Source organism: Paenibacillus xylanexedens, assembly GCF_007680605.1.
Classification (GTDB): Bacteria; Bacillota; Bacilli; order Paenibacillales; family Paenibacillaceae; genus Paenibacillus; species Paenibacillus xylanexedens_B.
On the sequence record NZ_VEIO01000007.1, the window covers coordinates 14,565 to 27,763 of the forward strand.

The window sequence follows — 13,199 nt, forward strand, 5'->3', positions numbered from 1 at the left end:
TCGTTCGTCCTTCTTTCGATTTTTTATATGAGAAAAATGATGTTAGCGTCCAATCACACCACTGTACTTAGTAGCAAAATAAAGATCAGTCCAACCACAGAAAGTAGTGTTTCCATAACAGTCCACGTCTTGAGTGTCTGAGCAACACTCATATTGAAGAACTCCTTGATCATCCAGAAGCCTGCATCATTAACATGGGAAAGTACAAGGGAGCCTGCACCCGTAGCAAGTACAACCAGCTCAATGTTAGCTCCTGGCGTAAGAGCGAGCACTGGAGCAACAATACCAGCAGCTGTGGTCATCGCAACCGTAGCTGAACCGGTAGCGACACGAATCAGTGCAGCTACAAGCCAGGCAAACAGGATCACGTTAATGTGTGCATTGGTGGCGAATTCTGCAATGGCATTACCCACGCCGCTGTTAATCAACACCTGTTTGAAGGCACCGCCGCCTCCAATAATGAGAATAATGGTAGCTGTAGGGGCCAGACATTCACTGGTGAAGCGGGAAAGTTCATGTTTGGTAAATCCGCGGGCAAAGCCGAGTGAAAAGAGGGCAAAGACCACAGAGATTAACAATGCAATAATCTCATTGCCGATAAACTCGCTAAAAATGGTAAATGCACTTGTTGCATCAGGATCAACGATGTTCGCAATGGAGCCGATCAGCATCAGAATGACGGGCAGTAGAATCGTAAACAATGTAATGCCAAATCCGGGCAAATTGCTTGTTTTCTTAGCCGAGAACTGTTCAGCGAGTTCAGCTGGTGCTTCGGTGTGAATTCTTTTGCCGATAAATTTACCGAATACCGGTCCAGCAATAATCGCAGTAGGGATGCCCACAATCAAAGAGTATAGAATCGTTTTTCCCAGGTCCGCATTGAAGGCTTCAATGGCAATCATCGGTGCCGGATGTGGCGGAACAAGCCCATGAACTGTGGAGAGGCCGGCCAAAATAGGAATCCCGATCTGAAGCAGGGACATATTGGTTTTGCGGGCTACCGTGAAGATGATCGGAATCATTAGAATGACGCCGACTTCAAAGAAAACAGGAATACCTACAATGAATCCAACAATCATCATGGCCCAGTGCACACGTTTCACACCGAATCGGTCAACAAGGGTCGTCGCAATCTGCTCGGCACCGCCAGATTCAGCCATCATTTTACCAAGCATGGTGCCAAGTCCGATAACGATAGCGATTGTGCCTAAAGTACCACCAAGTCCGCCCGTAATGGAGGAAATGACATCAGCTGGCTTCATACCTGCAAGCAAGCCTAGCATTAACGCAGATAATAAAAGGGTGATAAAGGGGTTCCATTTATATTTGGAGATTAAGAGGATCAGGAAGATGATGGCGATCAACGTCCAGATCAGCAATGTAGCATTATGGGATAATCCGAAAATCGTGCTCATGATGTGATTACTCCTTTTTCTTGGGGATAAACGCTTACAATATAAGCAATAAAAAATTAGCATCTTGATGATCTGATAACAATGTAGAGAAGCAAACTACCCTTATCATGTCCGAAAAATGAATAAAATCGCATTTTGTATACTTGTCGACAAGTTATGTGGCAATCATTCACGTCCTTGACGCTGGATTGATTGCCAACTCTACCGTCACTCATAAGAAATCTGTACGCAACGCTTTCGGTTCTAACAAATACCAAGATTTCTGACATCGGTATGCTGTAAGAACTCAAGTTCAAAATTCAAAGCTTTCGTGTAACGTTTGGCCAGAGTCTTTAAAATATGTGCGTACCCCGTGCTGGATCAGAGCTTTGTCCCCTGATTCCAGAGCAGTTGCAAGGGAGCGGTGTTTTTCAATTACAGCGCTTACTTTAGACTCACCTTGGGCAAACACTCTACGCGTAGTAAGTAGCATGACCGTCATCACGACATATCTGATGCTCTTCCACAGGTGTGAGATACGGGAATGGGTAGCTGCTTCGACAATGGTTTCGTGAAACGTAAGATCCTGATAAGCAAATTCGACAGCATCTTGATGTTTGCCAGCGAGCTGCATCTTGTCGATGATATTGCTCAGTTGCGTGATTAGAGCTGGAGGCACATCGGCCGCTAGTCGTTGCTGTACAAAGCTTTCAATGAGAAAACGTACATCATACAGTTCTTCGACATCCTTCATATTGAGGCCCAGGATGACAACGCCCATCCGTTCAAGCCGAATCAGTCCTTCGTTTGACAACGTTCTCAATGCTTCGCGAACAGGCGAGCGGCTACTGTCAAAATCAGCAGCAATTCGATTTTCCGACAAAATTTCCCCAGGCCTAAGGGTTCCGTTGATGATTCTCAGCCTTAATTCGCAAGCTATGGCCTCACCGCGAGATGCTCCTTGAAGCCAGGAAGATGGAAATTGCATATGGCTAACGCTCCTAAATTAAATAATCCGTACGTTAGAATCATAACACAGTATGCTACACCTCAGAACTCGAACTATTGTCGTAAAGCCCAAATTACGGAATGTATACGTTAGAAGTAACGTGCGCTGTTCTAATAACACATTCATAGGTTGTCGATTGGACCGAAATAAAACGGTAAAAAACAAAAGGTATACTTGTATACAAGATGCTGATTTCCATCCTACACCTTTCTCAAAACGTTGTAAACCTGTACAGTGAAGCGGATACATCAAGCGTTATTTTTTCGGACTTTAACCTATTATTCTTTATCCACATGTGAATAACTTAAAACAAGGACGTAGATTTTATGGGCAGATTGTCAGAGGTGTGGATAACGGGAGATGAGGAAAAATCAGCACTTTTTCGGAGATTGGGGATAACTTTTTCTTGATGATTATGTGGCTATATACTGGGAGAGAAAAGTCCATGATTCGGTGGCATGTTTTTTGAGCACTGGAAAGCATATGAAAAAGAGGGAGAGGGGCGTCGCTTTTCAGTTGACTTTTCCAATTGGACGTGGTTAAATATATAAAGGTGTTTTCTGTGAAGATGAAAAGGATTCATCACATAAGTATTTCCTTGTAAGGAGGTGCAATACATTGAGACCTACATTCAAACCGAACGTTAGCAAGCGTAAAAAAGTTCATGGTTTCCGTAAAAGAATGAGCACAAAAAACGGCCGTAAAGTTTTGGCTGCACGTCGCCTGAAAGGCCGTAAAGTCCTGAGTGCTTAATGCATCTGAAGACCACCGAGGTGGTCTTTTTTTTCTTAAAACGGGATTATTCAGGCTGGTTATATAGTGTAATTCATTGCTTTACAGGCTGTGAGGAAGCTTACCAGTTAGCTAATCATAATTGTTGGATAAGTTTCTCTTTTTCAGAAACTTTCCTTATATACAAGTTGCCGCCAAGACGGTTTACCGTCGATCAAGAAAGCCTATACTAAATTAGTAATGATACCTCCGTCAATAACGTTGATGAAGGACAGCAAGGAGAAGCGCCGTGTATAAAAGACTGCGTCTGCGAAACCGTGCGGACTTTAGCCGTGTATATCGGTTTGGGAAATCGTTTGCCAATCATCAATTCGTGGTGTATGGCTGCCGCCGTAAAGATACCGAACAATTCCGGGTGGGCGTATCCTGCAGCAAAAAGATAGGAAACGCTGTCGTGCGTAACCGGATGAGACGCATGATCAAGGAAATTGTACGTCATCATGAACAAGAGATTGTTACGCAGATGGATTTGATTTTCATCGTCCGCAAAGGTGCATTAGGCATGCCCTATAAGGAAATGGAGAAAAGTCTGTTGCATGTGATGCGTAAGGCATCTCTATTGAAGTCGTGTAAGCGGTAAGCTTCGGTTTATTTGTCCTCCTAATTATGGTATGATTTACGGTGGAATGGAATGGTTAAGAGAGGGGTTATGAAGTGTCGCGATTGAAGACATCTAAGGGGAAGTGGATTCTCCTCATTGCAGTCATTGCAATGGTCACTGTACTCGCCGGATGTACTCCACAAGGTGCAGGAGTTACAACGGAAGATCTGAAGAATAGTGAATCATTCTGGCAAGCCAATGTCGTGTACTGGTTCTCACTGGCGCTCGATACATTCGCCAACTGGTTTAATGGTGAATATGGACTGGCTGTCCTGGTGATGGTGCTTATTGTACGGACATTGATTTTACCATTGACGATGAAACAGGTCCGCAGCTCCAAAGCGATGCAGGCTATTCAGCCGCAGCTGAAGGAGATTCAAGCCAAGTATAAAGATACACCTGAGAAAGTACAGCAAGAAACGATGAAATTGTTTCAGGAGAACAAGGTTAACCCGATGGCTGGCTGTCTGCCTCTTATCATTCAGATGCCGATTTACATCGCACTGTATAACTCCATTTACGGAAACTCCAGTCTGAGAACGCATGATTTCTTGTGGCTCCAACTGGGCTCACCGGATCACCTGTTTATTTTGCCAGTGCTGGCTGCCATCACGACATTCATCCAAACGTGGATGATGATGCGTATGAATCCTGCACAGCAGATCGGCCCAATGCAGTTCATGCTGTGGGTATATCCGATTTTGATTTTTGTTATGTCGTATCAGTTCCCTTCAGCGTTGCCGCTTTACTGGTTCTACAGTAATATCTACACGATCGTGCAAAACTATTTCCTTTACCGGAATAATGATAAAGTTGTGGCCGAGGTCAACGTGAAGCAAAGCAGCTCTTCCAAAAATGGAGCTAAACGCAAAAACGGTGGCAAGGCAACCGTCTCTGGGAAAGGGTCGAAAGGGGCCAAAAAATCGAAATGACCACAGTCATTACGTCAGGAAAAACCGTTGAAGATGCTGTAAACCAAGGATTGGCTGAGCTTGGCGTGAGCCGGGACAAGGTCGAGATACAAGTTTTAGAGCAGCCGTCAAAAGGATTCCTGGGTTTGTTCGGGGTGAAGGCTGCTAAAGTTGAATTGAGCTTGTTGTCCGTACCCGAAGCTGCACCGCAGCCGATCAAACCAGCCACACCTGAACCTGAGATTGAAGCATTACTTGAGGGTGTAGCAGTCCATAATCCCTATGAAGAAGCAGCTGCGTTTTTGAAAGAGGTTGCGGCAGGTATGGGGTTGGATGTGGAAGTGCATATCAAGAAACAGCGGGATGGTCATATCTTCAATATTTCCGGGGAAGACCTCGGCATGATTATTGGCAGACGTGGACAGACGCTAGATGCTCTTCAGTATTTGACCAATATCGTAGCCAATCGGTACTCGGAAAGCTTCGTTCGCATCGTACTTGATGCGGAGAACTTCCGTCAGCGCCGGCGGAAAACGCTTGAGGATCTGGCTGAACGGTTGGCTGGACAAGCCATTCGTACAGGTAAGGAAGTTGTGCTAGAGCCGATGCCTCCGCTTGAACGTAAAGTGATTCATGCCAAACTGCAAAATCACCCGCAGATTAAGACCTTAAGTAAGGGCGAAGAGCCCAATCGGCGTGTGGTTATTACGTTGAAATAACACGCAATTGATGACGCAATGGCTGCCTGCCCGGTGCAGAAGCCATTGCTTTTTTCGTACCGAAGCATATGCAATAGGTAGTGTACCCATAGAGTTGAATATGTGTTGGCGTTCTCCGGAATGGGATGGATGACAACTTCATTATAGAGAGTAGGGAGAGATCACAATGATTAGCGATACGATTACAGCCATATCTACGGCGGTTGGTGAAGCCGGCATAGCCGTTATTCGCGTCAGCGGGCCGGATGCGGTGACCGAGACAGAAAAGATTTTCCGCAGCAAAACACCTTTGACTCAGGCACCTTCCCATACGGTTCATTACGGTCACATTATAGATCCCGGCCATGGGGAAAAGGTTGAAGAGGTACTGGTCACAGTGATGCGTGCGCCTCGTTCCTTCACCACAGAGGATGTTGTTGAGATTAGTGCACATGGTGGTGTCGTATCTGTTAAGCGGGTGATGGATCTGCTACTGCAGCTGAACATCCGTTTGGCTGAACCGGGTGAATTTACGAAACGCGCTTTCCTCAATGGACGAATTGACTTGTCCCAAGCAGAAGGGGTCATGGATCTGATTCGTTCAAAGTCGGATCGTGCTTTCTCAGTAGCACTGAAGCAGGTAGAAGGTAAACTCTCCTCCAAGTTGCGTGATTTGAGATATACATTGGTAGAGACACTGGCTCATATCGAAGTAAATATCGATTATCCTGAGCATGATGTGGAATCATTAACGTCCGAATTTATAAAAGAAAAATCCAACGAGGTTATGGCTGAGATCGATAAGTTGCTCACGACAGCAGAACAAGGAAAAATATTACGTGAAGGTATCACGACAGCAATCGTTGGAAGACCTAATGTAGGTAAATCCTCTTTAATGAATACACTTGCGCAAGATAACCGGGCCATTGTAACTGATATTCCGGGCACGACCCGGGATGTCATTGAGGAATTTATTACAATAAACAATATTCCTTTGAAATTGCTCGATACAGCAGGGATTCGGGAGACTATGGACGTCGTTGAGAAGATTGGGGTCGAGCGCTCACGTTCAGCTGTCAATGATGCGGATCTGATTCTGATGGTTGTGAATGCGGCTGAGCCGCTTCATCAGGATGAGATTGAGTTGCTGGAACAAATCCGCGGTAGACAATCAATTATCATTATGAATAAAATGGACTTAGCGCCACAGATTGACCGTGACGTCCTGCTCCGTTACATTCCGGAGGAGCGGCTTGTTCCGATGTCGGTGAAGGATGATCTGGGCGTTGATCGATTGGAAGATGCCATCTCGACGCTGTTTTTCAGTGGAAAGCTGGAGTCTGCTGACTTGACGTATGTAAGTAACGTTCGTCACATTGCCTTATTGAAAAAGGCGAAGCAATCTCTAATCGATGCGTATGAGGCTGCGGATCAGTTTGTTCCGATTGATATGATCCAGATCGATGTTCGTTTGGCATGGGAGCAGCTTGGAGAGATCGTGGGGGATACAGCACATGATGCATTAATAGATCAGATTTTCTCCCAGTTCTGCCTAGGAAAGTAAATCATTAACCCGTTTCTTTCAATGAAATGGTTGTGTATGATGGGAAGGTACAATTTCTGCCCGTTGTCAAAGGATGGAATGATGTTGTTGCCAGGAAGTGTTGGTTTTCATATAGATAACGCAAAATAAGGAGGTAATACACATGGCTTTTGATGGCGGCAGTTATGATGTTATTGTCGTTGGAGCAGGACATGCCGGGGTAGAGTCAGCTCTTGCAGCAGCCCGAATGGGTTCAAAAACGCTGATGATTACGATTAACCTCGACATGGTGGCGTTCATGCCTTGTAACCCATCCATTGGTGGGCCGGCAAAAGGACACGTTGTACGGGAAATCGATGCACTGGGCGGGGAAATGGGCCGGAATATTGACAAAACCTTTATCCAGATGCGGATGTTAAATACGGGTAAAGGACCTGCCGTCCATGCGCTACGTGCACAAGCGGATAAGTTCTCTTATCAGCATACAATGAAAGAAACGATGGAGAAAGAACCTAATCTGACCATGCGTCAGGGTATGGTGGATCGTCTAATTGTTGAGGACGGTCAGTGTGTCGGAGTTGTCACCCAAACAGGTACAGAATATCGTGCCAAAGCTGTAGTGCTGACAACAGGCACATATCTGCGCGGTAAAGTCATTATGGGAGAGCTGATGTATGAAAGTGGACCAAACAATCAACAGCCATCCCTTAAATTGTCAGAGCATTTGCGTGAGCTGGGCTTTGAGCTTGTACGTTTCAAAACGGGTACACCACCGCGTGTGCATAAGGATACGATTGATTTTAGCAAAACTGAAATTCAGCCCGGTGATGATGAGCCGAAGTTCTTTTCCTATGAGACAAAATCCTCTACAAATGAGCAACTACCATGCTGGCTGACGTATACATCTGTGGAAACACATCAGATTATTAATGATAATCTGCATCGTGCACCGATGTTCTCTGGTGTAATTGAAGGAACAGGGCCGCGTTACTGCCCATCCATTGAGGATAAAATTGTACGTTTCAGCGATAAGCCGAAGCATCAAATTTTCCTGGAGCCGGAGGGCAAAAATACATCTGAGTATTACGTACAGGGTTTATCTACAAGTTTGCCAGAGGATGTACAGCTGGCTGTTCTTCGTTCCATTCCGGGAATGGAAAAAGTCGAAATGATGCGTAACGGTTATGCCATAGAATACGATGCGATGGTGCCAACGCAATTATGGCCATCTCTGGAAACAAAACGTCTGCCTGGACTGTTCACAGCGGGTCAGATCAATGGTACATCCGGATACGAGGAAGCTGCAGGACAAGGAGTCATGGCTGGTATCAATGCAGCACGTAAAGTGCAAGGCAAAGAGGCTATTGTGCTTGATCGTTCCCAAGGTTATATCGGTGTACTCATTGATGATCTCGTTACCAAAGGCACGAATGAGCCCTACCGTTTGTTGACCTCTCGTGCCGAGTATCGTTTGCTGCTTCGTCATGACAATGCAGATATGCGCCTTACCGAGATTGGTCATGACATTGGACTGATCACTAATGAACGTTATGAGGCTTTCTTGGACAAAAAAGCAAAAGTCGAGCAGGAGATTGCGCGTCTGAAAGAGGCAAAAGTGCGTCCGGTTGAGGTTAATGCCAAACTTGAAGAGATTGGTTCTACACCGATCCAAGATGGAAGTACATTGCTGAATCTGATGCGCCGTCCTGAGATTGGCTATGACTGGATAGAACAGATTTCTCCTTCCGAAGTGGAACTGACAGCTGATATGAAGGAACAGGTTGAAATTCAGATCAAATATGCAGGATATATAGAGAAACAATTGATCCATGTAGAACGTTTGCTGAAAATGGAGAAAAAGAAAATTCCAGACACGATCGTATACGATGAGATTCATGGTCTTGCAATGGAAGCCAAGCAAAAGCTTGCAAAGATCCGTCCAATCTCTATTGGTCAGGCATCTCGTATTGCGGGTGTTACACCTGCGGATATTTCCATTTTGCTTGTCTACCTGGAGCATTATAACCGCGTTACCGCAGCAAGGGGACAATAATGGACGATATTCAACAGCAGTTGCAACAACGCTTGAAGGAGCATGGCCTGGAAGTGGGAGAACTCCAGCTGGAGCAGTTCGAATTGTACTATAAAGAACTTGTCTCCTGGAATGAAAAAATGAATCTTACCGGCATTACAGACCGTGAGCAGGTATATACCAAACATTTTTATGATTCGGTATCGTTAGCGTTTTATACGGATATGACCAAAGTAAACAAGCTGGCTGACATCGGATCAGGAGCAGGGTTCCCGGGAATCCCGCTTAAGATTTGTTTTCCACATATCCAGCTTACAATTATTGACTCATTGAATAAACGCATTGGTTTCTTACAGCATGTAGTGGATACACTTGGTCTGGAGCAGGTCGAATTAATCCATGGTCGTGCTGAGGAGCTGGGCCGCAAAGAAGGATACCGGGATAGCTATGATCTGGTTACTGCACGTGCGGTAGCCAAGCTCGCAGTGCTGAATGAATTCTGTCTTCCTTTTGTACGTAAAAGCGGTATGTTCGCTGCGATGAAGGGTGGAGACCCGCGGGAGGAAATGAAAGAAGCAGAGTTCAGCTTTAATCAGCTGAGAGGACGGGTGAAGGCTGTTCATCCATTCCAGTTACCGGTGGAGGAATCAGAACGTCATATCATTTTGATTCAGAAGTTTGACAAGACACCACATAAGTATCCACGTAAACCGGGGACACCACTTAAAACTCCACTCGTGTAGTATTGTGACATAAGGATAAAAACATAATAACGTGTTGAATGACCAGATGGAAATAGAGGATGTTTCACGTGAAACATTCTCTATTTTTTTGTGTTTTCTAAAATAGAAACGCGTTATATTAAATTTATACGATGAGATTTTAATATACAAAATTAGGACAAGTAATAATTTTAGTTCATCAGGATCTATATAAGTTGAACTATTTTTATTTACACAGAAACGGAGAGGACAGAAAAAAACTGAAAAAGCGAAGCGGTCGGCTAAAAGCTTTCTGCAAGAAAGCTACATCGGAAGCATAAGCTTATCATCGGATTTTTCCCCTTAGAAAAGGGAATCAAAAAAATCCGGGGATAACAGCGATGGGAAGGTTATTCTGTCGTCGGAGTGCTCCGTGTAAACATATTTAGTTCAACTTATATAGGGAGTCATTCATTTTATTTTCCTAATAAACCGGATAAAAAAGCAGGAAAATTTGATTCTTTTAAAGAATAGGTAAACATAGGATTATGGTGAAAAAGATGATAGAATAGAAGTATCAGTTCCTGCGTAAACAGTGATCTTAGATTAGTTCATATCAATAGATGGTTAAGCATTTGATGCTGTTTCGCAGCAGGGCAATATGAATGGCATAACTTATTTCAGGAACGATGAGTATGAAGTCTCGCTTATGGAATAAGAAGCACCTGCTCATGTGGGAGCTATTACGAAACTAGGTGGTAATCTACGGAATGAAAGAACAATTTTCGAAGTTGTTTGGTTTGGCGGAGCGCAATAACGGAGATGAGATTAAACAGGTTCCGGTTAACGAAATTGTGAGTAGCCCATATCAACCCCGTACTATTTTTGATGATGATAAAATTGATGAGTTACTGCAAACGATCAGAACACATGGCGTTATTCAACCTATTGTTGTTCGGGTTCGCAATGGATCATATGAGATAATCGCTGGGGAACGTCGCTGGCGTGCTGTTCGCAAACTGGGCCTTGAGCATATCCCGGCCATTGTGCGTGAATTCAACGACTCTCAAGCCGCATCCATTGCTTTAATTGAGAACTTGCAACGTGAAGGTTTAACCTCGATTGAGGAAGCGGTTGCCTACCAAAAGTTGATTGATTTGCATCAGTTGACACAGGAGAGCCTTGCCCAACGACTTGGTAAAAGCCAATCTACCATTGCTAATAAGATTCGGTTGTTGAATCTTCCAGAAGGTGTAAAAACAGCCTTAATGGAGCGCAAAATATCTGAACGTCACGCAAGAGCCTTGTTGTCGCTGGATACGGAAGAACTGCAATTGAAATTGCTGGGCGAGATTATCGATAAGGAATTGAATGTGAAGCAGACGGAGGTACGTGTTGCTTTTTATAAGGAAGCATCCAAGATTAAAAAATCCAAACGGATATCCTTTACGAAGGATGTAAGACTGGCACTTAACACGATTCGTCAATCCATTGATATGGTAACAGGTTCAGGTATGGATATCAAAACAAAAGAAGCGGATCATGAGGATCACTACGAAATTGTTATTCATATTCCAAAACGCAAATAATTGAAGCTTAAGGCGGCAATGGCCGCTTTTTCTGTCTATATAGTCCGTTTTTCATGCGACGTGAAGGGAACAAATCGTTCTGTTAAGGAAACGGTAGTTGTTGTTCTTGTGGACGGTGGCCGCCTGCTTATTGTTAACTGTAACTCACAACCTACAAGAAAAGACTCCTATTTTATTTGAGGTGAAGGTATTGTCTAAGATTATGGCCGTAGCAAATCAAAAGGGCGGTGTGGGGAAAACAACGACATCGGTTAACTTGGGAGCAGGACTTGCTTCACTTGGAAAAAAGGTACTGCTTGTCGATATTGACCCCCAAGGAAATACAACGAGTGGAGTCGGAATTAATAAAGCAGATGTGGCGAATTGTATATATGATGTTCTGATTAATGATGTGCCTCCCCAAGAGGCAATCGCGGAGACACAAATTGAGGGACTTCATATCATACCTGCAACGATTCAACTTGCCGGAGCCGAGATCGAATTGGTATCCACCATATCGCGAGAAGTTCGTCTGAAAAAGGCGCTCGCACAAGTGAGAAATAATTATGATTATATTCTTATTGACTGCCCGCCATCGCTCGGAATGTTGACAATTAACTCACTAACTGCCTCCGATTCCGTGATTATTCCGATTCAGTGTGAGTACTATGCATTGGAAGGGCTAAGCCAATTACTGAATACGGTTCGGCTGGTGCAAAAACATTTAAACACTTCTCTTCAGATTGAAGGCGTATTACTGACGATGTTTGATGCTCGGACGAATCTTGGCATTCAAGTTATAGAAGAAGTGAAGAAGTATTTTCAGCAAAAGGTATATCAAACGATTATTCCGCGTAATGTACGGCTGAGTGAGGCACCATCTCACGGGCAATCCATTATTACGTATGATCCCCGTTCCCGAGGAGCGGAAGTGTATCTAGAGCTCGCAAAGGAAGTGATTTCTTATGAGTAAGCGGCTTGGAAAAGGACTAGATGCCCTAATTCCTTCGCTTTCAATTAATGACGATGATAAAGTCGTAGAAATCCCGATTAGTCAACTGCGGGCTAACCCTTATCAGCCGCGTAAAGCATTTGATGAGGAAGCAATACATGAACTTGCGGAATCGATCCGGCAACACGGCGTAATCCAACCCATTATCGTTCGTCCTGTACTTCGAGGATATGAGATTATTGCAGGCGAGCGCAGGTTTAGGGCATCACAGTATTGTGGTAATGCGACTATACCAGCTGTTGTTCGTACGTTTAATGATCAGCAGGTGATGGAAATAGCCCTGATTGAGAACCTGCAACGGGAGAATCTGAATGCAATGGAACTGGCAGTAGCCTATCAGGGATTAATGGATCAGTTCTCTTTGACCCAAGAAGAGTTGTCCGTGAAGGTCGGTAAATCACGCTCTCACATCGCTAACTTTTTGCGATTGCTGGCTTTGCCAGAGGAAGTAAAGGATCATGTTTCACGTGGAACATTGTCAATGGGACATGCACGTGCCATTGTTGGTGTGAAGGACGAGAATCTGGTCAAACAGCTAGCTAAGCAATCCATTGATCAGCAATGGAGTGTACGTGAGCTGGAAGAAGCAGTGCAGCAACTTGATCGTTCCAAAACAGGTGAATTGAAGGCTAAGGCCAAGCTAAAGAAGAAAGATCCGTTTATCGACACCTTGGAAGAGTCACTGCGGGAACGATTCAAAACGACAGTGAAAATTAAACATGGTCAGAAAGATAAAGGTAAAATAGAGCTCAACTACTATAGCAAACAAGATCTCGAACGGTTATTAGAACTGTTGCAATAACAACTCGGATGCATCATTAACAACATGCAGAGCTACTCATGTCATGACATATCGACTCTGTGTTCTGGAGAAACGATATGTCATTCTTTGTTTGTAACAAATCCTGTAATTATTTCTTATGAGCTGAGGTGGTAGG

Annotated in this window: 12 protein-coding genes; 10 read left to right on the forward strand and 2 right to left on the reverse strand. The window is 44.3% G+C overall.

The genetic code is table 11. The features are described 5' to 3' along the window. Nucleotides 1-53: 53 nt before the first annotated feature. Nucleotides 54-1,415, reverse strand: a complete 1,362-nt coding sequence (locus FS818_RS22725) for a GntT/GntP/DsdX family permease (protein WP_145334975.1) — start codon at nt 1,413-1,415, stop codon at nt 54-56. 292 nt (nt 1,416-1,707) lie between these two features. Next, nucleotides 1,708-2,382, reverse strand: a complete 675-nt coding sequence (locus FS818_RS22730) for a GntR family transcriptional regulator (RefSeq protein ID WP_145334977.1) — start codon at nt 2,380-2,382, stop codon at nt 1,708-1,710. 639 nt (nt 2,383-3,021) lie between these two features. On the opposite strand from FS818_RS22730, the gene rpmH reads away from it, so the two are divergent. The 10 genes from rpmH (at nt 3,022) to FS818_RS22780 (ending at nt 13,063) form a co-directional block, all read left to right on the forward strand. Then, nucleotides 3,022-3,156: a 50S ribosomal protein L34 gene (gene rpmH / locus FS818_RS22735; RefSeq protein WP_019914530.1), complete on the forward strand. Its 135-nt coding sequence runs from the start codon at nt 3,022-3,024 to the stop codon at nt 3,154-3,156. A gap of 268 nt (nt 3,157-3,424) precedes the next feature. After that, nucleotides 3,425-3,775 (forward strand): ribonuclease P protein component, encoded by a 351-nt coding sequence (rnpA, locus tag FS818_RS22740; RefSeq protein ID WP_145334979.1) that lies wholly within the window; start codon nt 3,425-3,427, stop codon nt 3,773-3,775. A gap of 74 nt (nt 3,776-3,849) precedes the next feature. Next, nucleotides 3,850-4,728 (forward strand): YidC/Oxa1 family membrane protein insertase, encoded by an 879-nt coding sequence (locus FS818_RS22745; protein ID WP_123066993.1) that lies wholly within the window; start codon nt 3,850-3,852, stop codon nt 4,726-4,728. Continuing rightward, nucleotides 4,725-5,426 (forward strand): RNA-binding cell elongation regulator Jag/EloR, encoded by a 702-nt coding sequence (gene jag, locus FS818_RS22750; protein WP_145334981.1) that lies wholly within the window; start codon nt 4,725-4,727, stop codon nt 5,424-5,426. The genes FS818_RS22745 and jag overlap by 4 nt, the downstream gene beginning before the upstream one ends. 166 nt (nt 5,427-5,592) lie before the next feature. Beyond that, on the forward strand, nt 5,593-6,969 hold the full coding sequence (gene mnmE / locus FS818_RS22755) for a tRNA uridine-5-carboxymethylaminomethyl(34) synthesis GTPase MnmE (protein WP_145334983.1): 1,377 nt from the start codon (nt 5,593-5,595) through the stop codon (nt 6,967-6,969). Nucleotides 6,970-7,111: 142 nt separating this feature from the next. Then, nucleotides 7,112-9,001 (forward strand): tRNA uridine-5-carboxymethylaminomethyl(34) synthesis enzyme MnmG, encoded by a 1,890-nt coding sequence (gene mnmG, locus FS818_RS22760; RefSeq protein WP_145334985.1) that lies wholly within the window; start codon nt 7,112-7,114, stop codon nt 8,999-9,001. Continuing rightward, entirely contained in the window at nt 9,001-9,723 is a 723-nt protein-coding gene (rsmG, locus tag FS818_RS22765; protein ID WP_145334987.1) for a 16S rRNA (guanine(527)-N(7))-methyltransferase RsmG, read from the forward strand. The genes mnmG and rsmG overlap by 1 nt, the downstream gene beginning before the upstream one ends. Nucleotides 9,724-10,451: 728 nt before the next feature. Beyond that, a complete protein-coding gene (noc, locus tag FS818_RS22770; protein WP_090923596.1) occupies nt 10,452-11,270 on the forward strand; it encodes a nucleoid occlusion protein in 819 nt (272 codons plus the stop codon). A gap of 190 nt (nt 11,271-11,460) precedes the next feature. Further along, a complete protein-coding gene (locus FS818_RS22775; protein ID WP_090923627.1) occupies nt 11,461-12,222 on the forward strand; it encodes a ParA family protein in 762 nt (253 codons plus the stop codon). Then, nucleotides 12,215-13,063, forward strand: a complete 849-nt coding sequence (locus FS818_RS22780) for a ParB/RepB/Spo0J family partition protein (RefSeq protein ID WP_145334989.1) — start codon at nt 12,215-12,217, stop codon at nt 13,061-13,063. The genes FS818_RS22775 and FS818_RS22780 overlap by 8 nt, the downstream gene beginning before the upstream one ends. Nucleotides 13,064-13,199 lie beyond the last annotated feature (136 nt).